Source organism: Exiguobacterium sp. UBA1053 (assembly GCF_002316465.1).
Lineage (GTDB): Bacteria > Bacillota > Bacilli > Exiguobacteriales > Exiguobacteriaceae > Exiguobacterium_A > Exiguobacterium_A abrahamii.
In genome coordinates this window covers 1,032,150-1,056,393 of sequence record NZ_DCDO01000013.1, presented here as the reverse complement: position 1 = coordinate 1,056,393, position 24,244 = coordinate 1,032,150, and the positions used below count along the sequence as shown (strand labels likewise).

Genomic DNA, 24,244 nt, shown 5'->3' with positions numbered 1-24,244 from the left:
TATAAGTTGGTCAAGAACTTATATAGATAAGTTGGGGAGAATAAAAAAGAGAGAATCCGTCATCTACGGATTCCCTCATCTTGCAGCCTATATTCAACGACGGGCAATATCAGTGAACTGAAACTTATCGAGCCGGTGACGCGATTCCGTCCGTTCGAAATGTTGTCCTTCATAGAAATACGTATCGTTCGTGACGACGATGACATGCGTCATATCGTGAAGGTCGAGTCGTTCTTGGTCTTCAGTTGTCGCAGGGCGAGCTTCGATTTTACGTTTCGCGTAGCTGATCTGACGTCCGAGTGTCTCTTCGATGTACTGATAGATCGAACCTTTAGCGATGTCAGTAGTCAGTCCAGGCACGAGTGCTGTCACGAAATGATTGATGTCACGGATGACACGTTCACCATCAATTTGACGAATGCGCTCGACGCGTGTCACGTTCGTTCCTTGTGCCACATGCAATAACGAAGCGAGCTCAGCAGAGGCGGAGAGGACTTCGCAAGACACTACATCCGTCTCGACGGCATGTCGCCCCATCCGGCGATGTGCTTCCGAGAAGCTGACGATCCCATTGAATTGGAATTCGATCGCTTCTTGCGACAGGACGAAGACACCTTTCCCCTGGTGTTTACGGACGAAGCCTTTTTCTTGCAGGGCATCGATCGCTTTTCGGACCGTTCCGCGGCTCGCCTCGAATTCGTGCATCAATTCCGTCTCAGAAGGTAATTTCGTTTCAGCCGGGAGCGTTCCTTCCTGAATCCGCTGTGCGAGCTCGTGATAGATGTTTAAATACTTCGGCATATGATCCGTCCTTTACACTCAAATAATGCCTTTAGTGTAGCACGGAACGATTACAGGCATCAAAATAGCTCCACCTATGATCCGGACATGACCGGAAAATAGATAGAGCATAGAAGTGTGAATGTCAGTCAACGAAGAGACGTCGAAAACGTCGTTCCTTTTTTGAGGACATCTTGTTTTTCATCGAGAACATCACTCGTCAAGAGTTCAATCGAGTCAACCGGATGTTCCAAGATGAAGCCGAAGTTACCACTCCGTGACTCGGACGGGGCGTAAGTCTTCGCAAGCGACTCCAAATAGACGTCGTCCTCGAGAGTCTTTTCTGCCGCAGCATCGAGTTTGAAGTGGGCGACAGGATTGAACGTGACCGGTTCATTACTTGTGTTCTTGATCGTGACCCGTGTCTTGATCAAATCAAAGGATTCATCGTGCGTAAAGCCATGGAAGAAATCAATCATGCCATAGCTTGGACGAGCATGGAATACTTTGATCTCTTCGATCGTCATCTCGATCGGACCAATCTTCCGTGTTTCGTTCACTCGTTTGAATTGTTTAAGCGTCAGATCGCCCTTATCATCCGTGACGGTCTGATCGATTTTTGTCAAATCGCGATCGTCTGGAATTTGTGGGTTTGGAACGTAGGCGCTTGTTTTTTCAAGCGATACCGGCTGCTCCTGTTTCGCAGACGCTGGTTCTTTTGGTGTGTCTTGTGATGCTGAAGTGCCACAACCAGCGAGCACCGTCCCGAGCATCAAAGTAGCAAGTATCTGTCTCATGAACATTCTCCTTATTTCTTCGATTTCAAGAGATCGAAGATGATTTTCGCGTGATCCGTGTTGTCGACTTGTCCCGCGAAACGTTCTTTGGCAGGACCGAACGCATAGACCGGTACGTCTTCACCTGTATGTCCACCTGTCGTCCAGCCTGTATGCGAGCGTTCGTTGAAGATTTCTTCAATCGCATTATCGATCTCGAGTAATTTCTTCGATTCAGCAGCGCGGGAGACGCTATCGATTTCTTTATCCGTCAAGGCGAGTTTGTCCTGATCGATATACGTCGTCAATGTCTTGCGGACGTCCGCACCATCGACGATTTTTTGCGCCATGAAGTCAGGTGTTTTCTTTGCCGCTTTGATCGGTTCAGCGAACCAGTTATAGATGCCATCTGCACCGATTGAATATCCACCCGTTGAGTGGTCAGCTGTCGCGACGACGAGTGTATGTTTATCCTTCTTTGCAAATGCGATCGCGGCTTTGAATGCTCGCTCGAAGTCTTCCATCTCACTCATGGCACCGACGATATCATTGTCATGACCGGCCCAGTCGACTTGGCTACCTTCGACCATCAGGAAGAATCCTTTTTTATTCGAGTCGAGTCGCTTAATGGCAGAGTTCGTCATTTGTTCAAGCGATGGGACCGAGTTTTCGCGGTCAATCCGTTTTGGTAATCCACCATCTGCGAACAGACCGAGGACTTGTTTGTTTTTATCACCTTGCAATTGATCCAGATCCGTGACGTAACTGTAACCGTCTTTTTTGAATGCTTTCGTCAAATCAACATCCGGACGGACGAAGTTCGACTTACCGCCACCGAGCATGACGTCAATTTTATGTTTCCCATTGACGCGTTCCTTGAAGTAATCGTCTGCGATCGCGTTCATGTTCTTTCGGCTCTCATCATGAGCACCGAACGAAGCAGGTGTCGCATGCGTGATTTCCGATGTCGCAACGAGTCCTGTTGACTTACCACGTGCTTTCGCTGCTTCAAGGACGGTCTTGACTTCCGATTTATCGTTATCGACAGCAATCGCTGCATTATACGTCTTGACGCCGGATGACATCGCTGTTGCTGCGGAAGCGGAATCGGTGACGTTTTCCTTCGGATCTTCCGGATAAGTCATCTGTTGACCAACGAGGTATTGGTCAAACGCTGTTTTTTCAGCAACCGGTGTCGATGGATCGTTCTTTAAGTAACGATGTGCTGATGTATAGGAGACACCCATCCCGTCGCCGATCAAGAAGATGACGTTCCGGATTTCCGGTGATTTGACCGGTTTCGTCTTTGCTTCTGCTTCAGGCATCGAGAGCATCGTACTAAGGGAAAGGGTTGATAAGGCAAAAATCGGAATGATACGTTTTAATTTCATAAGAGTTCCTCCTCGAAAGGTGCTGGGGTTTGATGATCGATACGACCTACAAACTCCACCTTACGGATAGAATGTGAAATCCATGTTTATCGTTTGTAAAGCTTTGTGAAGAATCGATGACAAAAAAATGGACCTTCTGAAAAGTCATTTCAGAAGGTCCATTCGTTGCATTAGCGACTCCACCCAATCATCCGACGATAAGAGCTGAACGTCGGCCAGGCGAGAATCGCGATTGCGAGCCAGTACAGGAATTGATTCTCGGACGAAATCAGACCGATGATTCCCGCGAGTAGGATTGTCGTATAGATCGAGAAGGTGATGATGAGTGCTGGATGTAATTTTGGGAAAATCGTGAAACGCCCGAGACGTTCGTTCGCACCTTTGACATAGAGGCGACTACCGAAAATCAGTAAGATGACCGTCAAGGCTAAACTGAACAACACAGCATAGGTGATGTTGAAATCGGTATTGTACTCGAAGAAGAGCGCAAATGGCGTCGTGATCGTCATCAAAAAGCTTGTTGGTTTGTCTAACTCTTCATAGCCCACGCCAAAACCCAGTTGACCGATAGCATAGATACTGAAATACGTGAAGTAATTCAAGAACAAGAAGAACGTTCCGAGTAACAGTTGTCCGATGATGTCACCGGCAACTGTTCCGGCGAATAAGAAAATCGTTAAAATCGTCACATCAAATAGAAGGAATAGACCAAAATCTTGAAGGAGTGACGACCACGTGACGTAATCAAACGGATTGATACCGAATCCTTGCAGCAATGACCAACTGGCGAAAAAGCCGATGATCGGGAAGACGATCAACGTCACGACGCCAATCGCCCATTTGATCCAGAACAGCCAGACCTTCGGGAACGGCAACGCATGTAAGATCAAACTACGACCACTTCCACGCTCCGAACCGAGCATCAGGATTGCAAAGACCGCAATCAGAATTGCTGCGAACCCAGCGAAGAACGGACTGACGAGGACAGCTTGAATCGTTTCGGTTTGATAAGATACTTCATATGTTTCAAAGTCATTGATGATGGTATAACTACCAAAACCATAACTGAAGATCGCCAGTAAAATGAAACAAGCGAGTGGCCATATGCCTTGCTTGATGTGATAGCGGATCAATTGCTTAACCATGTCGTTTCCCTCCAAATGTCCCCAAGAAGTAATCTTCCATCTGCACTGGCAAAGCATCCTTTAATAGAGGACGCGTCGTTTCAAGATACTGCGCGCCTGCATCGGATAAGACGAGTAACGTCACGACCCGACCCGTTTGGGATAAGACGTGGAGATCGGCATGACTGAGCTCTGGAACGTCTTCATAGACGACTTGCCATTTCTGCATGCTAGCTTTGGCATCATCGAGTGCCTTCGGTTCGCGGACGAGGTGTTTTTCGATCGTCATGACGCGGTCGGCAAGGGAATCGAGTTCTTCGAGTTGATGGGAAGCAATCAGAACGGCTGTCTGACGCTCCGCAAGTAACGAGACGAGTTGTTTCAGATAATCACGTTTATTGATCCGGTCAAGTCCATCGGTTGGTTCATCGAGCAACAGAACGGGGGCATTCGTTGCAAACGCGAGTTGGAGAAGGAACAATTGGGCTTGTCCCTTCGATAAAGAAGTGACGCGACGTCCGCGATCGAGATTCGACGAGCGGCAGTAGTTTTCGATATATGTCTTCTCGAAGTTCGGATAAAAGACGTGGTAGAAGTTGATCAGTTCACCGAGCGTCATCTGGCGGTAGACGGAGACAGAATCCGGAACGAGGAAAAGGTGCTCCCGCGTCTTCGGAACGTGATGGATCGACTCACCATTCCATTCGACTTTCCCGCGGGTCGGCTCGAGCGCTCCAACGAGTGTTTTCAGTAATGTCGTTTTTCCGGCACCATTACGACCAATCAAGGCAGTAATCGTTCCTGCCGGCAGGGTGAAGGATGCATTTTCATAAATCATGGTACGGTCAATTTGTTTCGTCAGATGAGAAACGGTCAACATGAGGAATCCTCCCTTATGTGTAAGATATGTCGATAAAGTTCTTCGTTTGAGATGGATAATTCGTCGGCGATGGCACAAAGGCGGATGAGTGGATCTTGGATGGCTGCTTGTTTGACTTCATGAAGTGGGATGTCTGAGATGAAGGAGCCTTTACCGCGCATCGTGACGATGAAGTTGCGGCTCTCGAGTTCCTGATAGGCGCGGGAGACAGTGTTCGGATTGACAAGGAGTGTACCGGCAAGTTCACGGACGGATGGCATCTGTTCGCCGGAGCGGAGTAGACCACGGGCAATCGAGCGGATGATTTGAGCGACCAACTGTTCATAGATCGGTAACGGACTTTTCGGATCAACGGTGAACATTTCTTCACCTCCTTAAGTGTACTAATTCAATTAATACACCAATTATAGGAATTTAAAACCCGTCTGTCAACGTTTCTTTTCAAGAAGACGATGACGCCATCGATCGCAATATTTGCTATACTGACGACAGAAGAATCGCCAGGAAGGATGACCGAGATGTTGGATCGATTGAGTGCGTTAGAGGACCGTTATGAAAAACTGAATGATATGTTGGCTGATCCAGCCATCATCAATGATACGAATCAATTGCGAGAGGTCTCAAAAGAGCAGTCACAACTTGCGCCGACTGTCGAGACATACCGTGTCTACCGCGAGAAGATGGAAGCTTATCAAGAGGCACGTCAAATGTTGACGGATCCGGAGATGCGCGACCTTGCGAAGGAAGAAGTCGCGATGCTTGACCCGGAGATCAAAGAGCTCGAAGCCAAGCTGAAAGCTTTATTATTACCGAAGGATCCAAATGACGATAAGAACGTCATCGTCGAGATTCGTGGTGCGGCAGGCGGAGACGAGGCAGCTTTATTTGCGGGTGACCTTTTCAAGATGTACTCGAAGTTTGCTGAGAAACAGAGCTGGAAGATTGAGATCATCGATGCAAGCTACACGGAACTCGGTGGCTACAAAGAGATCATCTTCATTGTCAAAGGAACGGGTGCTTATTCGAAGTTGAAGTACGAGAACGGGGCACACCGCGTCCAACGCGTTCCGTCAACGGAATCCGGCGGACGGATTCATACATCGACCGCAACGGTCGCCGTGTTACCAGAAGCAGAAGACGTCGAAGTCGAGATCCATGACAAAGATGTCCGAGTCGATACGTTCACGTCGAGTGGACCGGGTGGCCAGTCCGTCAATACGACACAGTCCGCTGTCCGTGTCACGCACGTGCCGACGGGAATCGTCGCCAGCTGTCAGGATGAGAAGTCGCAAATCAAGAACAAGGAAAAAGCGATGAAAGTCTTGCGCGCGCGTGTCTACGATAAGATTCAACGCGAACAGCAAGCTGAATATGATGAAAAACGAAAGTCGGCAGTGGGTACGGGTGACCGTTCGGAACGAATCCGGACGTATAATTTCGCACAAAATCGGGTGACGGACCATCGCATCGGATTGACGATTCAAAAGCTTGACCGAATCTTGCAAGGCGAGATGGATGAAGTCATCGATACGCTCGTCATGGAACATCAGGCACGGGCATCGGAGGCGGCAAACTGATGCGGATCGCAAAACGTCTAAATGAGGCAAAAACGATGATGGAACAAGCAGGACGCGAGGGTTCAAGTGCCGAATGGTTACTCATGCACGTCTTGGATGTCGACCGGACCGGACTCCTTGTCCGTCTATCAGATGAATTGACGCCGGAGCAAGATTTACGTTTCAGTGAATACTTGCTTGCTCATGTTCACGGCGTGCCCGTTCAGCATTTAATCGGCTATCAGCCGTTTTATGGACGGGATTTCCGTGTCACACCGGATGTCTTGATTCCACGACCGGAAACGGAAGAGTTGATCGTCTTCGTCACGGAGCGTCTCAAACGTGAGTCGTTCACCGCGGGACAGATCGTCGACATCGGAACTGGGAGTGGAGCGATCGGAATCACGCTCGCCCTCGAACTCGAACAACCGGTCACGACTGTCGATATTTCACCGGCCGCGATTACGGTCGCGAAGCAAAATCAAGCAGCGCTTGGTGGAGACGTGACGTTCCTTGAAGGAGATTTACTAGCGCCACTTGCGGATAATTCTGTGCGGGTGCTTGTTTCGAATCCTCCTTATATCGAGGAAGAGGAATTACTCAGTGAAGTCGTGTTCGATCATGAACCGCATCTCGCCCTGTTTGGCGGAAAAGACGGTCTCGTCTTTTACCGACGTCTCGTCGAAGAGAGTGGACGGGTCCTACGCGACGATTTCCGACTGATTGCGTTTGAAATTGGACACAATCAAGGACCAGAAGTGCAAATGATGTTAAAAGAACGTTATCCAAATGCGGAAACGGGTATTTTAAAAGATATAAACGGTAAAGACCGTATCGTGTATGCGGAACGAAAGGATTGTACAGCGTGAAGACGGAAATGATTGACTTACAGACGATGGATGAAGCAGTTCGGTTATTGCAGGAAGGAGAGGTCGTGGCGATGCCGACCGAGACTGTCTATGGTCTCGCAGGGGACGCAACGAACGAAGCGGCTGTTCGGCGAATCTTCGCCGCGAAGGGTCGACCTTCTGACAATCCACTGATTGTCCACGTCGCATCCGTAGAACAGGCACATCAGTTCGTCACGCACATTCCAGATGTTGCGGCACGTTTGATGGAGGCGTTCTGGCCAGGAGCCTTGACGATCATCCTCGAATCGAACGGCACCGCATCCACACTCGTCACAGCAGGACTAGATACGATCGGATTACGGATGCCAGACCATCCGCTCGCGCTTCGATTGATCGAGGCGACAGGGTTGGGTCTCGCAGCACCGAGTGCCAACCGTTCCGGAAAACCTTCACCGACGTCATCTGCGCACGTCGCACATGACCTCTCGGGACGCATCGCTGCGATTGTCGATGGAGGGGAAACGGGCATCGGGGTCGAATCGACTGTCATCGATTGTACGATGACGCCACCGGCGATTTTACGACCGGGCGGCGTGACACGCGAACAAATCGAGTCGGTCATCGGTCCTGTCACACTCGATCCTGCCTTATCGATGAAAGATGTTACACCGAAGGCACCCGGGATGAAATATACCCACTACGCACCGGAAGCAACACTTTCCGTAGTTGAGGGAGATCTTTCATTCTTACAGCAACTCATCGATGATGCACGACAAACCGGACACAAGACGGGCGTTCTCCTGTTTGATGGGGAGGATGTCGACGCAGATGTTCGCTGCTCCCTTGGTAACTCGATGGAGACGGCGGCACAACGTCTTTACGATTGTTTACGGCGATTTGATCAGACGACGGTGGATCAGATTTTTGTACGAGACCTATCAGAAGAAGGGGTGGGGCTTGCGGTCCGCAACCGCCTCCATAAAGCAGCAGGTGGTCGGGTCATTCGCCCTTGAAGAAGGAGGATACGGAGATGAGCACACGTCGCGTTTTATTCATCTGTACAGGAAATACATGCCGTAGCCCGATGGCGATGGCGTTACTACGCTCGAAGGTCGCTGATCAGGAATTCGACGTCCGTTCAGCAGGACTACGTTCGATGCAAGGATTTGATGCGTCCGAGAACGCCTTACAAGTGTTACGTGAACGCGGTATCGAACTCGAGCACTATACGCAAGTCTTTGATGATGTACTCGGACGCTGGTCTGACATCATCTTGACGATGACGCGTCAGCACAAGCAGGAAGTCGGTGAACGCTATCCGGAACTGAAGGAACGGACGTTTACCTTATATGAATATGTGACAGGGCTTGAACGGGACATCAATGATCCGTATGGCGGATCGATGAACGTCTACCGGCAAGTACGTAATGAACTCGAACCCCTCGTCAACCGTCTTGTGTTAAAATTGACGCAGAACGGAAACGGAAGAAAAGCTCCGGATACACGGAAACTTCCGAAAAAACAACCTAAACAAACGGGGGAATAGTAAAGATGAAAGTAGCAATCGGCGCGGATCATGGCGGTTTTAAGTTAAAGGCAGAAATCAACGACCTCTTACAAGAGCTCGGCATCGACTATACGGACTTCGGTACGCATTCAGCCGACTCGATCGATTATCCGGATGTCGCGATTCCAGTCGCTGAGGCAGTCGCGAACGGAGAGTTTGATCGTGGCATCTTGATTTGTGGAACAGGCATCGGGATCGGAATCGCAGCGAACAAGGTCAAGGGCATCCGAGCAGCACTCGTCCATGATACGTTCAGCGCGAAAGCGACGCGTCAGCACAACGATTCGAACATCTTGACGATGGGCGAACGCGTCATCGGTCCAGGACTGGCTCGTGAGATCGCACAACTTTGGCTTGAAACGGAATTTGAAGGCGGACGCCATGAGAACCGCGTTTGCAAAATCTCAGATTATGAGGTGAAGTAATGGACTTGACACGCATCCAGCACGATTTAGAAGAAGCACTGAACGCTCTGGATGAACGATTTTCCTTAAAAGGAAAATTGCTCGTGATCGGCTGTTCGACGAGTGAAGTCATCGGCAAACAAATCGGCAAGGCGGGTTCACCGGAAGTCGCGGACGCGTTGTTCGACGTTTTCGATGCCTTTCGTCGTTCGCACCAAGTCGATCTTGCCTTCCAAGGCTGTGAGCATATCAACCGAGCACTGACGCTTGAGCGGCAAACGGCAGAACGACTCGGGCTTGATCCAGTAACGGTCGTTCCGGTTCCGGAAGCCGGTGGATCGATGGCGAGTGCTGCCTACCAACGCTTCTCGGCACCGGTCGTCGTCGAAGCGATTCAGGCAGACGCCGGGATTGATATCGGTGATACGTTCATCGGCATGCACTTGAAAGCTGTTGCGATTCCTGTACGCTTGCCGCACAAGGAAATCGGTGAGGCACACGTGACGGCAGCCGTGACACGACCGAAATTAATCGGTGGGGCACGTGCTAAATACGAATGATTGATGCAAGGGGTTGCGCACCCCTTGCTTTTTTGATGTTGTTTTTAGGGATGCCGGGAACGAAACATTCGTGTTAAGATAGGTCTATCGAAATGAAATGGGGGAATTCAGATGGAACAAACACCGCTTACGTATCTGAAACAACAAGATGAGGCACTCTTTTCGGCAATGCGCCAGGAACTAGGTCGTCAACGGGATAACATCGAATTGATCGCATCCGAGAACTTCGTCTCGCAAGCTGTCATGGAAGCACAAGGCAGTGTCTTGACAAACAAGTACGCAGAAGGTTACCCAGGTCGTCGTTATTATGGTGGCTGTGAGTATGTCGATCTCGCTGAGAATTTAGCACGCGACCGCGCGAAGGAAATCTTCGGTGCGGAGCACGCGAACGTGCAACCACACTCGGGTGCACAGGCGAACATGGCGGTTTACTTCACGATTCTCGAGCAGGGCGATACGGTCCTCGGGATGAACCTCTCGCACGGTGGCCATCTGACGCACGGTAGCCCCGTCAATTTCTCCGGTGTCCAGTACAACTTCGTAGAATACGGTGTCGATCAAGAGACAGAGATGATTGATTACGATGTCGTTGCGAAATTAGCAGAAGAGCATAAACCAAAATTAATCGTCGCGGGCGCATCGGCGTATCCGCGTGTCATCGACTTCAAACGTTTCCGTGAAATCGCAGACAGCGTCGGTGCTTACTTGATGGTCGACATGGCACACATCGCTGGACTTGTCGCAGCAGGTCAGCATCCGAACCCAGTCGAGCATGCACACTTCGTCACGACGACGACGCATAAGACGTTGCGTGGTCCACGTGGTGGGATGATCCTCTGTAAAGAAGAGCATGCGAAAGCAATCGATAAAGCCATTTTCCCAGGCATCCAAGGTGGTCCACTCATGCATGTCATCGCCGCGAAAGCTGTTGCATTTGGTGAAGCTCTTGCACCAGAGTTCAAGGACTACATCGGTCAAGTCGTCACGAACGCAAAAGTCCTCGGTGAGGAATTGACGAAGCGTGGACTCCGGATCGTCTCAGGTGGAACGGACAATCACTTGCTCCTCGTCGACTTGCAACCGCTCGGGATCACAGGGAAACTCGCTGAGCATGCACTTGACGAAGCCGGCATCACGGTCAACAAGAACACGATTCCGTTCGATCCAGCGAGCCCGTTCGTCACGAGTGGTATCCGGATCGGAACGGCAGCGATGACATCACGTGGCTTCAAGGAAGCCGAGATGAAAGAAATCGCCGAGTTGATTGAACTCGTCTTGAACCATCCAGAAGAAGCAGACGTTCTCGCACAAGCACGTGAGCGTGTCGTTGCGTTGACAGGTCGTTTCCCACTCTACCCAGAGCGCGGATGATTGTCATCCCCTTCGTCCTTTTCATTATGAGAAGGGGAGGGGATTTTTGTTTGTCTAAAAAAGGAGGTGTACGATGTATATTCTAGTCGTTGAAGATGACCCACATATTCAAGCACTTGTCGTATCAACATTACAGGCCGACGGACACTCCGTCCGAGCGACAGCAGACGGAAACGAAGCGCTCGCTTGGATCGAGACGATGACGTTTGAAGCAGCCGTGCTCGACGTCTTGCTCCCCGGGCAGACCGGTCTCGTCCTGTGTGAGCGGTTACGGCAAAACGGGGACACCCCGATCTTGATGCTGACGGCACTCGGTGAACTGACAGATAAGCGGGACGGTTTTGCAGCAGGTGCCGATGATTACATCACGAAGCCGTTTGATCCGGAAGAATTAGTGTTTCGCCTTCACGCCGTGGCGCGGCGTTATCAAAAAGCGGCGCAACCCGTTCTGCATCTCGGGGATGTCACGATCGATAAACGCAGTCAGCTCGTGACGATCCAATCGACCGAGTGGACACTCCCGCGGCGCGAATTTGAATTATTACATCAGTTGGCAAGTTTTCCGGGACGGGTCTTCAGCCGCGAGGAATTGATTGAACACGTCTGGGGACTTGATTTCATGGGAGATGACCGGACGATTGACGTCCACATCAAACGACTTCGTGGACGCTTAAAGGAGACGCATCAGGTAAAGATTGAGACGGTCCGCGGACTCGGGTACCGGTTGGAGGTCGACGCATGAGGACCCTCTATACGAAAATCGTCGGACTCGTCTGTGTCGTCTTACTTGTGTCCGCCCTGCTTGCGCTTTTAATCAGTAACATCGCCTACTATTCGTTTTGGCAGGACAGCTATAGCCAAAAAGTCGAGGAAGCGGTCGAGACGGCGATCGATTACTACGAGACGCACGGTGACGGAAAGACAGAATCGTTTTACCGGATGTTACAAGCGACTGGCTTTCAACTGTATGTGCGCTCGGACGACGGAATCGAGCGGTATGGAAACACGTTTCGTGATGAAGTCATCTCGAATCAAGTCGTCGAGCAAGTGAAGAACGGACAACCGTACTACGGGATGCGTGAGTATCCGTTCCATCTGTTCCTGCTCGGTCTGTTCGATAACGAAGTCATCAATACGTATGGGACGTCAGTCAAGACGGCACAAGGAACGGATGCAATCTTTGTCCGACCGGACTTGAGTCGGCAGATCCGTGAGTTGCACCTGTTTGTTGGTCTGTTCCTCGGATTGCTTGTCGTGATCAGCTTCCTTTTGCTCGTCTTCTCGATCCGGTATCTCGTTCGTCCGATCCGGCGCCTGACAAAAGCAACGGAACAGATGGCAGACGGCGACTATGGAATTCGCGTCGGAACGAAGGCGCGCGATGAGATTGGTGAACTGTCCCGACGCTTTGACGAGATGGCGATGGCGATTGAAGCGTCCGATACGGAACGACGCCGGTTCGTTGCAAACGTCTCGCATGAATTCCAGTCGCCGTTGACGACGATCTCGGGGTACGCTGGACAACTCGACGTGACGGGAGAAGACGTCAGGAGACGGGCAATCATTCAACAAGAGGCAGCGCGAATGTCGGAGCTGACGCGTCAATTATTGATCTTAGCAAAGCTCGATGAAGGACGGCGCTTCAAGCGACAAGCACTCGATCTACGCGCGAGTCTAGAGACGACACTCACAACACTTGCCTTTCAGCTGGATGAGCAAGGCATCGCTGTCGCACTCGATGTATCGCCAGCACTACAGATTCAAGCAGATGCCAGTGCGCTCGAACATGTCTTCCAAAATGTCATTCGAAACGCCGTCTCAGTCTCAGCCGAAGGAGCGACGATTCATATTCAAGCGGAAGAACAAGTGAATCAGGTCATCGTCCGAATCAAGGACGAAGGACCAGGTATGACCGAACAACAGATGGAACATGCCTTTGAACGCTTTTATCAAGGCGATGCATCCCGAACGTCGCGCGGGACGGGACTCGGGCTTGCGATCGTTAAAGAGACGATGCGCCAACTTGGTGGGGACGCGAATTTGTCGTCTGATTCATCCGGTCTGACTGTGACATTGACTTTTTTACGCATTTGACGCGTGCGTTCATGTTCCGTTCATATTGCAGTCGTATCATCAATCCTGTAGCGAACATACAGGAGGGATCACGCAATGAAGTTAGGATGGAAAGAACTCGTCCGAATGAAAGGACGATTCAGTTGGATGACGATCGTGACGATGTTGATCGTCTTATTGATTTTGATGATCACCGGTCTTGCGGACGGGCTGGCCTACGACAATGGGGCTGCCGTCCGGAATCTACCAGTCGAACAGTTTGCGCTGAGTAAAGATGCGGAAGGGCAGCTGACCCGTTCGTTCTTACAGGCGGATGAGACACCAAAGGGCGCGGAAGCACTCGGTGTCCAGAACATGGTGCTTGAGAAGAAGAATGGAACGAAGGATGATGTGACGGTCTTTGCGTTACCACAGACGACGAACTATGGTCCAAAACAGCTGCAATCGTTGCAAAAAGGTGAAGTGCTCGTTGATGCTGCGTACGCGGAGCAACGCGGAACCCGTGTTGGCGATACGATTACGGATTTTCGGACGAAAGAGACGTTCCGAATTGCCGGTACTGTAACGGACGGACGTTATAGTCACGCACCGGTCCTTTGGATGACGGATGAATCGTGGCAAGCATGGCAATCGAAGATGGGGGCATCATACGTCTCAGCGTATATCGGTCAGTCGTTGCAAACGGATCAAGCCGTCTTCTCAAAACAAGCAGTCGTTGAGAACGTACCAGGCTATGCAGCGGAGCAAAACTCCTTCCAGATGATGCGGGTCGCACTCGTCGTCATCGGGGCATTGATTCTGACTGCCTTCTTCTATATTTTGACGATGCAAAAGATGAAACAGCTCGGTGTCTTGAAGGCAATCGGCATCCGGACCCGGACGATGGGTGCGAGTCTACTCGTACAAGTCATCCTCTTGACGAGCCTCGCCTTTGCTGTCAGCGTCGCCATCACCTATTTAACAAGTCGTTTCTTACCGGCGGATCTTCCATTCCGTTTTGAATGGTCGACCAGTCTGATGTACGGTGGCATTTTACTCGTAACGGCAATCCTCGGTGCGCTCGTTCCGTTACGAATGGTCAAGAAACTCGAAGCGGCAGATGCGATGGGAGGAATGAACGGATGATCCGATTAGATCAGATTGAACAAAGTTATGGTGAGATGACGGTTCTGCATGACATCAACTTACAAGCAGAAGCGGGTGAGTTGATTGCCCTCGTCGGACCAAGTGGTAGCGGGAAAAGTACATTGCTCCAGTTGCTTGGATTGTTACAGACACCAACGAAGGGTGCCGTCTACTTCGATGATACGTGCGTCAGTGAAGCAGCAGACGAAGAACGTCGTCGTTTGCGACTTGAGGAAGTCGGATTCATCTTTCAAGAATCGCATCTCGTACCATTTTTAACAGCAGGAGAGCAACTAGAGCTGGTCGCGCAGGAAGCGGGGCGAACCGTTGACGTGACATCGGCTCTCGCCGTGTTCGGACTCGAGCACCGGAAAGACCATTTGCCGCACGCCTTATCAGGTGGCGAACGACAACGTGTCGCGATTGCTCGGGCCTTCGTCAATGAACCACGACTTGTACTCGCGGATGAACCGACCGCAAGTCTCGATTATCCGAATGGTCGCCGGGTGATGGAGCTGTTGCAACAACAAGCGCATGTTTCTAACAAGACCGTCATCGTCATCACGCATGACGAACGGATGCTTGATGTCTGTGACCGGATTTGGCGGATTGAAGACGGACGCATCACGGAAACAAAAGTATTCCGATCCTATTCTCATCGTTAAACGATTCATCCTCTTGTTTTCGTACATCGACGTACGAAAACAAGAGGTTTTTTTCAATGCTTCGTCAAGAAGATAGGGGAAACGAACCATTTGCGGAAGCGTTATCTTTGCTATACTTAACCGTAGTAAAAAAAGATAAAGGTGGAAATAAATGTGAACTTATCAACCTTGATCCAATCAGAACTTCAAGCCATTCAAACGGAACGCCTGACAGAATGGTTCACCCATAAAAGCCACGAGCGCCGGGAATATCACCGGATGCTCGAAGATTTCAAAGCAATCGTCATCATGCAACAGGCAGGATTTTATGAACAGGCAGATGCTCGTTTTGAACAGTGGAAGACCTTACCGATGCCAGCAGAAGTCTATCGTTATCGCCTGGCGATCGCAGGAAAAGCAGGTGGGAAGCGTCTTGCCCAGAAGCGATTGGCATCCTTTCCCATGACGGTTCAGAATCATCCGCAATTGAAAGACTGGAAGCGACTCGGAAAACTGAATCCATGGTGGATTGGTGGAGCCGTGGCTGTCGTCTCTCTCGTTCTCGTCTGGACACAGTTGGATAGCGAACCCGCAACACCAGTCGCAACGAAACAAACAGAGGTCGAGCAACAACTCGCAGCGCTGCAAACGGAAGTCGAACAGTTAAAAGAAAAAAACGAGCAGCTGGCAAGTGAGCAAGAAAAAGCGAAAGCGATTAAGCCAGAGAAGAAGGAGACTTCTTCCGAAACAAAGCAGACGCAACTACCTCCGAAAGAAGCACTCGAGCAAGGGGTTGCTGCCGTTCAGGCGAAAGACTACAAACGAGCAGACAGTGTCTTGACCGGATCCGTCTTGACGAACAAAGAGACAGCAGGTATGGCACGCTTCTATAAGTTGATCACTGCCGGAAAGCTCAAGCAGACGACACAGGCGGATTATATTGCCTATCGGAAAGATTTCCCGAAGTCCGGATACATGAGTGACGTCCTCTGGATGCAAGCGGTCTATGAACAAAAATATAAAAAAGGTGATTATCGTGCGACCTTGCAAGAACTCGCAAAACAACCGGACAATGAATGGTCTTACGCCGCAAAAGCAATTCTATCAGGGAAGAGTACGCTCGGGAACTGACGAAAAAACAGTTCCCAAGCAGTACGTTTTTAGAGTACAATGCGAAAAGAGAATGGAGAGGAGATGCAAACAATGAGTAAAGTACATGTATTTGATCACCCATTGATTCAGCACAAGATGACGATCATGCGTAAAGTCGAAACAGGAACGAAACAATTCCGGGAACTTGTCGACGAGGTGGCTTCATTGATGGCATATGAAATCACACGTGACCTTCCACTCACAGATGTCGCGATCGAGACACCGGTCACGAAGACGACGCAAAAGATGATCGAAGGCAAGAAACTCGGGATCGTCCCGATTCTCCGCGCCGGTCTCGGTATGGTCGACGGGATGCTCCGCATGATGCCGAACGTCAAAGTCGGTCACATCGGTTTGTACCGTGACCCAGAGACACTCGAGCCAACGGAATACTACCTCAAGCTTCCAACAGACGTCGCAGAACGTGATTTCGTCGTCGTTGACCCGATGCTTGCGACAGGTGGTTCGGCGGCAGACGCCATCTCCTCCTTAAAGAAACAAGGGGCGAAGAGCATCAAGCTCGCATGTCTCTGTGCAGCACCTGAAGGCGTTAAACGCGTTCAAGAAGAACACCCAGACGTCGACATCTATCTCGCGGCACTCGACGAGAAGTTGAACGACCACGGATACATCGTCCCTGGACTCGGTGATGCAGGAGACCGTCTCTTCGGAACGAAGTAAAAAACAGCAAGATATACGAAAAGACCGCAGACGATGATCTGCGGTCTTTTCGTTGCTATTTCGTAAACTGCGCAAGACTGCTGAAATATGCTTTAATGAAAAAAGGAAAAAAGGAGGAAGTCACCATGCCGATTACAGTCATGCCGATTTTCGGGACGCGACCGGAAGCCATCAAGATGGCACCGCTCGTCAATGCCCTGAAGCAACACCCTGCTTTTGATGTTCATGTTACGATCACTGCCCAGCACCGCGAGATGCTCGATCAAGTGCTCGATTTATTCGAAATCCAACCGGATCATGATTTGAATATCATGAAGCAACGTCAGACACTTGTTGATATTACGACGCGTGGTCTCGAAGGACTCGATGGGATCATGAAGGACATCAAGCCGGATCTTGTCCTCGTTCATGGGGATACGACGACGACGTTCGTCGGAAGCCTGGCTGCCTATTACAATCAGATCGCGGTCGGTCACGTCGAGGCGGGACTGCGCACGTATAATAAGTACTCGCCGTTCCCGGAAGAGGTCAATCGTCAGTTGACGTCGACGCTCGCGGACTTACACTTTGCTCCGACAGCACAAGCTGCCGCGAATCTCGCATCCGAGAACCGTCACGCTGGTGTCTACATCACGGGGAATACGGCAATCGATGCTCTACAGACGACCGTTCAAACCGATTATGTCCATCCGATGCTTGAGACGGTCGGGGACCGGAAGCTGATTCTGATGACGGCACATCGTCGTGAGAACCAAGGCGAGAAGATGCATCAGATGTTCCGGGCGATTCGTCGCCTCGTCGATGCGTTTCCGGATACACACGTCGTCTATCCGGTTCACCTCAACCCAGTCGTTCAAGAAGCTGCGAAGACGGTCTTTGAGGGGCATGATCGGATTTCGTTGATTGCACCACTCGACGTGTTCGACTTCCATAACTTCGCGAGCCGTGCGCATTTAATCCTGACTGATTCAGGTGGCGTACAGGAAGAAGCGCCATCACTTGGTGTACCTGTGCTTGTCTTACGCGACACGACGGAGCGCCCGGAAGGGATTGCTGCAGGAACGTTGAAACTTGCCGGTACGGAAGAAGAGACGATTTATCAGATGGCAACGGAACTTTTGACGAACGAAACACTTTATCAAGAGATGGCGCATGCCTCGAACCCGTATGGCGATGGTCATGCGTCCGAACGCATCGTTCAAGCAATCCTGCATCACTTCGGTCAAGGGGAAGCTCCGGCACCGTTACTCACACAATAAAAAACGACGATCACCCTCCGAATCGCTTACATTCACTTGCTTTCCTCAGGCGAGACGTGAGCCGCGCCTCCATCGTCCTTAGACGAGGAGTCGGGTCTCACTTGTCTCTGACAGCACAAAGACTTGTGCTTTTTCCTGTAGGAGTCGCGTGAAATAAGCGATTCTTTTTTGTTTTAGTACATCTATGACGGCAAAAGGTTTTAGTTTATAGGAATAATATCTTTAAATCTTACCATTTCCACTAAAATCAGCCCATTTGTTTAGAAAATGTAAAACCAGATGACCTTGAAACTGGAAAGGAAACGATGACGATTCAAGCTGTGACGTACCGCACGATTGAAAAAATGGAAATCGCTGAAATGTATTGTTACAAACAGATGTCAGAGCTGTTTTTATGTCCCGATTCGGAAGCGTTTTCAATTGTGAACAAAAAATGTTTTTTCACAAAATCGACACAAATCAATTTTAGAGGTCTTGTTTCGCTTGAACGGGCACGATATAACGTTACTATTCAACGGTTTTGTTCACCATATGAACAATCTCTTTAACCGTTGATAGTACTACATATTTTCTTCACATCTTCGTGAAATGACTTGCACGGATGACATCTGTGAAAACCTTATCAATCGTTGATATGTATAGGTTTTTCGGCTCTGTTTTTATTGTGAATTCATTTGACTATGAAAGCTGCTTCATTGTATTCTTGACTAGTATGAAAATCCGCAAATTGTGGGAAAGAGAAAGAACTCACAATTGGGAAAAAAGGGGGTCGTCTCTAGTGCGCCAAAGTGGGCTCGCGAAGAGTATGGTCATGGCCTCGCAAATTTCGACGGCACTGGCTGCACCGATCGTCATTGGCTTTTTGGTTGGGAACTATGGGGAACAACAACAATGGTGGGAAAAAATGGGTGCGACGTTCGCCGTGTTCATCGGGATTTTCATCGGCATTCTTTGCATGATCGCCATGATCAGGCACTTGTTAGGGGAGAAGACATGAACATCATCCTTCAAGATGCGTTGTATCGTGCGTACTTACGATGGTTTGGACTCTTTTATGGAATCCTGGCTGTCCTGCTGCTCATTGGACGCCCGAGTGATCCAGTCATTTATGGACTAGCACTTGGTGGAACTGGCAGCTTTCTGATCTTGACGCTTCAACGACTCAGCGTCGATCGGATGTATCGTGTAATCGAGACGGGGCGCAAGCCAGTGTCTCGAGGGACCGTTTCACGCATGGCGGTCGCGGTACTTTGTGTGATGATCGGTTTGAAGTATCAAACTGAATTGTCATTAACTGCGGTGGTAATAGGCCTTCTCGCCGGCCACGTCATACAATTTTGTGAGTTCTTGACTCACGAACTCAAGCGGGAAAAGAGGTGAATAGTCAAATGAACCACGAAATGCCACTTTACGAAATCCCACTCTGGGGTGACTTCGTTCTGTACGGTAGCTGGACGAACTTGATCACAGTATTGATTGCTGCTGCTCTCGTCTTCTTGATTGCCGTGGCCGGTACGCGACGTCTTGTGATGAAGCCAACCGGTGCTCAAAACGTGATGGAGATGTTCCTCGAATTCGTTCGCGGTATCATCAGCAGCACGATGGACTGGAAAACAGGGGGTCGCTTCCTTACGTTCGGAATGACATTATTCCTGTTCATCCTTGTGTCCAACATCATGGGTCTCCCATTCAACGTCGTGACGGGACACTACATTTGGTTCAACTCACCAACTGCAGATCCTTACGTGACACTGGCACTTTCATCTATGGTAGTGGTCATGAGCCATTACTACGGTGTGAAGATGCGAGGCTTCGGCGCTTATGCGAAAACATTCATGACGCCGATGTTTATCATTACCATCATCGAGGAGTTTGCAAACACGTTGACGCTTGGTCTTCGTCTTTACGGAAACATCTTCGCTGGTGAAATCATGATCGGAATCATTCTTTCGATCGGTATCGTCTCTGGTACGAACGATTTCCAATTCGCCGGACCACTAGGCGCGATCATCTCGGGTATCCCGATGTTGATCTGGCAAGGATTCTCACTCTTCATCGGTGGTATCCAAGCGTACATCTTCCTTATCCTGACGATGGTTTACATCGGACATAAGGCAGCGCACGACCATTAATTCGAAGGTAAAGCATCCGCTTTTCCGATAACAGCACGACAAATCAATGAACATACTCTAGGGAGGCAATTTATCATGAATCTTATTGCAACAGCGATCATCATCGGACTCGGCGCACTCGGCGCAGGTATCGGTAACGGTCTTATCGTAAACGGTACAGTATTAGGTCAAGCACGTCAGCCAGAACTCAAAAACGAACTTCGTCAAACAATGTTCATCGGTATCGGTCTCGTCGAGGCACTTCCAATCATCGGTGTAGCGGTCGGTTTCCTTCTTCTCAACTCTTAATCCACGATTAACGAGAACGGACTACATAGGGCGCTATTCGTTCAACGTTTGAGTGAACCGTCACGGGAGCTTAGGCTCCCTTATGTAGATATTGAAGTTGAACCAACCACGAGGGGAGTGTAATCGAATGAATCTAACGTATCTTGCGGCAGAGGGTGTTGCGGAAGCAAGTAAGCCTCTTATTGCCAACATGATCGTCACGATCGTCGTTTTCCTCTTGCTCCTCATCCTCTTGAAGAAATTCGCATGGGGCCCGCTCGTCAACATGATGAAAGCGCGGGAAGAGCATGTGGCTAGCGAGATCAACTCGGCTGAAAAGAGCCGTAAAGACGCTGAAGTCTACGTAGAACAACAACGCGAAGAATTAAACAAGGCGCGTACGGAAGCACGCGATCTTTTAGAAGCATCACGCCGTCAGGCAGAAGCAGAGCAAGCACGTGCGATGGAGCAGGCACGTCTTGAATCCGAAATGAGTAAGGAAGAAGCTCGCCGTGCGATCGAACGTGAACGCGCTGAAGCACAAGCTGCTTTGAAGAACGATGTCGCTCTTCAAGCAATCGCTGCAGCACGCCACGTCATGAAAACACAGCTTGCGACGGACGAAGCGGCTCAAAAAGCACTCGTCGATCAATTCCTTGCTGATACTAAGGACACGAACTAATGCGTGATCACGTAGCGGGACGCTACGCAAAAGCGCTCTTCGATCTTGCGCTTGAGCACCATGTGCTCGAGCAAGCAGAAGCTGATGTGCGGACGCTCGGCGAAGTGCTCCACGCAACACCAGAGCTCGCTTCGGTTTTAGATAACCCATCGATTTCTGCTGAAGAGCTCAAGCAAGTTCTTCAAACAAGCTTCACTGGCTTCAACTCGATCGTCTTGAACACATTGCTCGTCATGGTCGAAAACGACCGGGCGGCAGAGATCGTTACATTACCGGAACACTTCATTGCATTGTTAAATGAACACCGCAATGTCGCGACGGCAGTCGTCACGAGTGCATACAAATTGTCAGACGAGGAACTCACGAAAGTGAAAGAGACGTTTGGCCAAAAATCAGGTAAAACGCTTGAAGTCGAGAACGTCGTCGACACGAGTGTCATCGGAGGACTTCGCGTTCAAATCGGTTACACGACATATGACGGTACGATCGAAACTAAACTAACGCGCCTTGAGCGTGAGCTGTTAAAAGCGTAAGAAAATAGGGGTGAAACGCATGAGCATTAGAGCTGAAGAAATCAGCGCCCTGCTTAAAGCGCGTATCGCGCAGTACGGTTCTACGATGGAAGTGAACGAGACAGGTACGGTCATCCAAATCGGTGATGGTATCGCTCGTGCACACGGACTCGACAACGTCATGTCGGGAGAGCTCGTAGAATTCGCTAACGGCACAATGGGCTTGGCGCAAAACTTAGAAGAAGGCAACGTCGGTATCATCATTCTTGGTGACTACCTTGAAATCAAAGAAGGCGACTCTGTTCGCCGTACGGGTCGCATCATGGAAGTACCAACAGGAGACGCACTCCTCGGACGTGTCGTTAACCCACTCGGTATGCCAATCGATGGTCTTGGTCCAATCGAAACAGAACACTACAACCCGATCGAGCGTAAGGCGTCTGGCGTCATGGCGCGTAAATCGGTACACGAACCACTTCAGACGGGAATCAAGGCGATCGATGCCCTCGTTCCAATCGGTCGTGGACAGCGTGAGTTGATCATCGGTGACCGTCAGACGGGTAAAACGTCGATCGCGATCGATACGATCATCAACCAAAAAGAAGAAAACATGATCTGTATCTACGTCGCAATCGGACAAAAAGAATCAACAGTCCGTGGCGTCGTCGAGACGCTCCGTAAAAACGGTGCCCTCGATTACACGATCGTCGTTTCGGCAGCGGCTTCACAGCCAGCTCCACTTCTTTACCTCGCACCATTCGCAGGTGTCGCGATGGGTGAACACTTCATGGACCAAGGCAAACACGTTCTTGTCATCTATGATGATCTTTCAAAACAAGCAGCTGCTTACCGTGAGCTTTCACTTCTCTTGAAACGCCCACCAGGCCGCGAAGCTTACCCAGGGGATGTCTTCTACCTCCACTCACGCCTTCTTGAGCGTGCGGCGAAGTTGAACGACGAGCTTGGCGCAGGTAGTTTGACTGCCCTTCCGTTCATCGAAACACAAGCGTCGGATATCTCAGCTTACATCCCGACGAACGTTATCTCGATCACGGATGGTCAAATCTTCCTTCAATCGGATCTCTTCTTCTCAGGTGTCCGTCCCGCGATCAACCCGGGTCTCTCGGTATCGCGTGTAGGTGGTTCGGCTCAAGTAAAAGCGATGAAGAAGGTAGCGGGTACGCTCCGTCTTGACCTCGCATCTTACCGTGAGCTTGAAGCATTCGCACAGTTCGGATCTGACCTTGATAAAGCGACTCAATCGAAGCTTAACCGTGGTGAGCGGACAGTTGAAGTCTTGAAACAAGACTTGAACCAACCACTTACTGTCGATAAGCAAGTCATCATCATCTATGCCTTGACTCGTGGTCACCTTGATGATGTTGCTGTAACGGATATTCGTCGTTTTGAAAAGGAACTCAACCTCTGGCTCGATCAAAACCGCAAACAACTTTGCGATGAGATCCGTAAGACAGGTAACCTTCCAGCAGACGAAGAGCTCGTAGCAGCAATCTCAGAATTTAAGAAAACGTTCCAAGCGACGGTTTAATCCGGCGGAACGCTCTTGATACTAACAAGGTGGTGAATCGAAATGGCATCGTTGCGCGAGATACAAACGCGGATCAACTCGACGAAAAGTACGAAACAGATCACGAAAGCGATGAACATGGTTTCGGCGTCGAAACTGAACCGCGCTCAAGCACATAGCGCGAAGTTCCAACCTTACATGCTGAAAATGCAAGAGGTACTCGGAACCATTGCGAATGGCACGACAGGTGCGAGCCATCCGATGCTCGAGAAACGTCCCGTCCAAAAGACGGGCTACATCGTCATCACATCGGATCGCGGCTTAGCTGGTGCATATAACGCCAACGTGCTGCGTGAAGTCTACCGGGAAATCAAAGAAAAGCATACTACGGACAGTTACGTTCTCTTCGTGGTCGGTAAAGTCGGTGTCCAGTTCTTCCGTTCACGCGGAATCACGGTCACGGATGCGATCACAGGCTTGAACGATTCTCCTTCGTATGTCGACGTCGCTGAAATCGTGAAGCGCACAGTGAGTGCGTTCACGATCGGCGAAATCGACGAGCTCAAGCTGTGCTACAACCACTTCTTATCTGTCATCAGCCAAGAAGTGAAAGTCGAAACCCTTCTCCCACTCGGAGAAATCGAAGCTTCGTCTTCGACGACTTATGAGTACGAGCCAAGCGAGGAACAAATCCTTGCGGAACTCCTCCCGCGTTATGCGGAGAGCTTGATCTTCGGTGCGCTTCTTGACGCGAAAGTAGCAGAACATGCGTCACGTATGACAGCAATGCAAAGTGCGACAGATAACGCAGATGACTTGATCGGTCGATTGACTCTCGTCTACAACCGAGCTCGACAAGCTGCGATCACGCAAGAAATCACAGAGATCGTCAGTGGGGCTGCTGCGCAGCAGTAATCCCGACTGGCGTA

At 50.1% G+C, this 24,244-nt stretch carries 28 protein-coding genes; 22 read left to right on the top strand and 6 right to left on the bottom strand.

Translation table 11 applies throughout. The annotated features are described in order from the left end of the window. Positions 1–93: 93 nt before the first annotated feature. The 6 genes from treR to B3G15_RS12955 all read right to left on the bottom strand — a co-directional run bounded on the left by treR (position 94) and on the right by B3G15_RS12955 (position 5,313). Positions 94–801, bottom strand: coding sequence for a trehalose operon repressor (treR, locus tag B3G15_RS12980; RefSeq protein ID WP_215147005.1), 708 nt, complete (start codon positions 799–801; stop codon positions 94–96). A gap of 128 nt (positions 802–929) precedes the next feature. Continuing rightward, positions 930–1,577 carry a DUF4352 domain-containing protein gene (locus B3G15_RS12975; RefSeq protein ID WP_214728385.1) on the bottom strand — a complete coding sequence of 216 codons (648 nt, stop codon included), beginning with the start codon at positions 1,575–1,577 and terminating at the stop codon, positions 930–932. Between the two features lie 11 nt (positions 1,578–1,588). After that, positions 1,589–2,947: an alkaline phosphatase gene (locus B3G15_RS12970; protein ID WP_290721660.1), complete on the bottom strand. Its 1,359-nt coding sequence runs from the start codon at positions 2,945–2,947 to the stop codon at positions 1,589–1,591. A 170-nt stretch (positions 2,948–3,117) separates the two neighbouring features. Next, positions 3,118–4,092 carry a hypothetical protein gene (locus tag B3G15_RS12965; protein ID WP_290721659.1) on the bottom strand — a complete coding sequence of 325 codons (975 nt, stop codon included), beginning with the start codon at positions 4,090–4,092 and terminating at the stop codon, positions 3,118–3,120. Further along, positions 4,085–4,951 carry an ABC transporter ATP-binding protein gene (locus tag B3G15_RS12960; protein ID WP_029342758.1) on the bottom strand — a complete coding sequence of 289 codons (867 nt, stop codon included), beginning with the start codon at positions 4,949–4,951 and terminating at the stop codon, positions 4,085–4,087. The genes B3G15_RS12965 and B3G15_RS12960 overlap by 8 nt, the downstream gene beginning before the upstream one ends. Then, positions 4,945–5,313 carry a GntR family transcriptional regulator gene (locus tag B3G15_RS12955; RefSeq protein WP_290721658.1) on the bottom strand — a complete coding sequence of 123 codons (369 nt, stop codon included), beginning with the start codon at positions 5,311–5,313 and terminating at the stop codon, positions 4,945–4,947. Before B3G15_RS12955 ends, B3G15_RS12960 begins: the two co-directional genes overlap by 7 nt. A gap of 156 nt (positions 5,314–5,469) precedes the next feature. Here B3G15_RS12955 and prfA point away from each other — a divergent pair, with 156 nt between their 5' ends. The 22 genes from prfA to atpG all read left to right on the top strand — a co-directional run bounded on the left by prfA (position 5,470) and on the right by atpG (position 24,230). Further along, positions 5,470–6,528, top strand: a complete 1,059-nt coding sequence (prfA, locus tag B3G15_RS12950) for a peptide chain release factor 1 (protein ID WP_035410665.1) — start codon at positions 5,470–5,472, stop codon at positions 6,526–6,528. Continuing rightward, on the top strand, positions 6,528–7,376 hold the full coding sequence (gene prmC, locus B3G15_RS12945; RefSeq protein WP_029342755.1) for a peptide chain release factor N(5)-glutamine methyltransferase: 849 nt from the start codon (positions 6,528–6,530) through the stop codon (positions 7,374–7,376). The genes prfA and prmC overlap by 1 nt, the downstream gene beginning before the upstream one ends. Further along, positions 7,373–8,371, top strand: coding sequence for an L-threonylcarbamoyladenylate synthase (locus B3G15_RS12940; RefSeq protein WP_047394502.1), 999 nt, complete (start codon positions 7,373–7,375; stop codon positions 8,369–8,371). The genes prmC and B3G15_RS12940 overlap by 4 nt, the downstream gene beginning before the upstream one ends. A 17-nt stretch (positions 8,372–8,388) precedes the next feature. Continuing rightward, positions 8,389–8,904: a low molecular weight protein arginine phosphatase gene (locus B3G15_RS12935; protein ID WP_023469513.1), complete on the top strand. Its 516-nt coding sequence runs from the start codon at positions 8,389–8,391 to the stop codon at positions 8,902–8,904. 5 nt (positions 8,905–8,909) lie between these two features. Beyond that, on the top strand, positions 8,910–9,350 hold the full coding sequence (rpiB, locus tag B3G15_RS12930) for a ribose 5-phosphate isomerase B (protein WP_029342752.1): 441 nt from the start codon (positions 8,910–8,912) through the stop codon (positions 9,348–9,350). After that, complete coding sequence (locus B3G15_RS12925) at positions 9,350–9,889, top strand: TIGR01440 family protein (RefSeq protein WP_023469511.1); 540 nt, start codon at positions 9,350–9,352, stop codon at positions 9,887–9,889. The genes rpiB and B3G15_RS12925 overlap by 1 nt, the downstream gene beginning before the upstream one ends. Positions 9,890–10,000: 111 nt before the next feature. Further along, positions 10,001–11,260, top strand: a complete 1,260-nt coding sequence (glyA, locus tag B3G15_RS12920) for a serine hydroxymethyltransferase (RefSeq protein WP_029342751.1) — start codon at positions 10,001–10,003, stop codon at positions 11,258–11,260. Positions 11,261–11,333: 73 nt separating this feature from the next. Then, on the top strand, positions 11,334–12,002 hold the full coding sequence (locus B3G15_RS12915) for a response regulator transcription factor (protein ID WP_290721656.1): 669 nt from the start codon (positions 11,334–11,336) through the stop codon (positions 12,000–12,002). Continuing rightward, positions 11,999–13,354 (top strand): sensor histidine kinase, encoded by a 1,356-nt coding sequence (locus B3G15_RS12910; RefSeq protein WP_290721655.1) that lies wholly within the window; start codon positions 11,999–12,001, stop codon positions 13,352–13,354. Before B3G15_RS12915 ends, B3G15_RS12910 begins: the two co-directional genes overlap by 4 nt. A gap of 75 nt (positions 13,355–13,429) precedes the next feature. Further along, positions 13,430–14,458, top strand: a complete 1,029-nt coding sequence (locus tag B3G15_RS12905) for an ABC transporter permease (RefSeq protein WP_290721653.1) — start codon at positions 13,430–13,432, stop codon at positions 14,456–14,458. Further along, positions 14,455–15,123: an ABC transporter ATP-binding protein gene (locus tag B3G15_RS12900; protein ID WP_290721651.1), complete on the top strand. Its 669-nt coding sequence runs from the start codon at positions 14,455–14,457 to the stop codon at positions 15,121–15,123. The genes B3G15_RS12905 and B3G15_RS12900 overlap by 4 nt, the downstream gene beginning before the upstream one ends. A 153-nt stretch (positions 15,124–15,276) precedes the next feature. Further along, entirely contained in the window at positions 15,277–16,233 is a 957-nt protein-coding gene (locus B3G15_RS12895) for a hypothetical protein (RefSeq protein ID WP_133207833.1), read from the top strand. Positions 16,234–16,305: 72 nt separating this feature from the next. Next, positions 16,306–16,935, top strand: coding sequence for a uracil phosphoribosyltransferase (gene upp, locus B3G15_RS12890; protein WP_023469504.1), 630 nt, complete (start codon positions 16,306–16,308; stop codon positions 16,933–16,935). Between the two features lie 125 nt (positions 16,936–17,060). Continuing rightward, on the top strand, positions 17,061–18,194 hold the full coding sequence (gene wecB, locus B3G15_RS12885) for a non-hydrolyzing UDP-N-acetylglucosamine 2-epimerase (RefSeq protein ID WP_290721648.1): 1,134 nt from the start codon (positions 17,061–17,063) through the stop codon (positions 18,192–18,194). Positions 18,195–18,972: 778 nt separating this feature from the next. Next, positions 18,973–19,191: an AtpZ/AtpI family protein gene (locus B3G15_RS12880; protein WP_023469502.1), complete on the top strand. Its 219-nt coding sequence runs from the start codon at positions 18,973–18,975 to the stop codon at positions 19,189–19,191. Next, positions 19,188–19,574 (top strand): ATP synthase subunit I, encoded by a 387-nt coding sequence (locus tag B3G15_RS12875; protein ID WP_023469501.1) that lies wholly within the window; start codon positions 19,188–19,190, stop codon positions 19,572–19,574. Before B3G15_RS12880 ends, B3G15_RS12875 begins: the two co-directional genes overlap by 4 nt. Before the next feature lie 8 nt (positions 19,575–19,582). Beyond that, positions 19,583–20,326 carry a F0F1 ATP synthase subunit A gene (atpB, locus tag B3G15_RS12870; protein WP_214858430.1) on the top strand — a complete coding sequence of 248 codons (744 nt, stop codon included), beginning with the start codon at positions 19,583–19,585 and terminating at the stop codon, positions 20,324–20,326. A gap of 75 nt (positions 20,327–20,401) precedes the next feature. Then, on the top strand, positions 20,402–20,614 hold the full coding sequence (gene atpE, locus B3G15_RS12865) for a F0F1 ATP synthase subunit C (RefSeq protein ID WP_023469499.1): 213 nt from the start codon (positions 20,402–20,404) through the stop codon (positions 20,612–20,614). A 127-nt stretch (positions 20,615–20,741) separates the two neighbouring features. Continuing rightward, entirely contained in the window at positions 20,742–21,275 is a 534-nt protein-coding gene (atpF, locus tag B3G15_RS12860) for a F0F1 ATP synthase subunit B (RefSeq protein WP_290721645.1), read from the top strand. After that, entirely contained in the window at positions 21,275–21,808 is a 534-nt protein-coding gene (locus B3G15_RS12855) for a F0F1 ATP synthase subunit delta (protein ID WP_290721644.1), read from the top strand. The genes atpF and B3G15_RS12855 overlap by 1 nt, the downstream gene beginning before the upstream one ends. Positions 21,809–21,827: 19 nt before the next feature. Then, on the top strand, positions 21,828–23,336 hold the full coding sequence (gene atpA / locus B3G15_RS12850; RefSeq protein ID WP_035395863.1) for a F0F1 ATP synthase subunit alpha: 1,509 nt from the start codon (positions 21,828–21,830) through the stop codon (positions 23,334–23,336). A 42-nt stretch (positions 23,337–23,378) separates the two neighbouring features. Then, positions 23,379–24,230 (top strand): ATP synthase F1 subunit gamma, encoded by an 852-nt coding sequence (atpG, locus tag B3G15_RS12845; RefSeq protein ID WP_214747105.1) that lies wholly within the window; start codon positions 23,379–23,381, stop codon positions 24,228–24,230. The last annotated feature ends 14 nt before the right edge of the window (positions 24,231–24,244 follow it).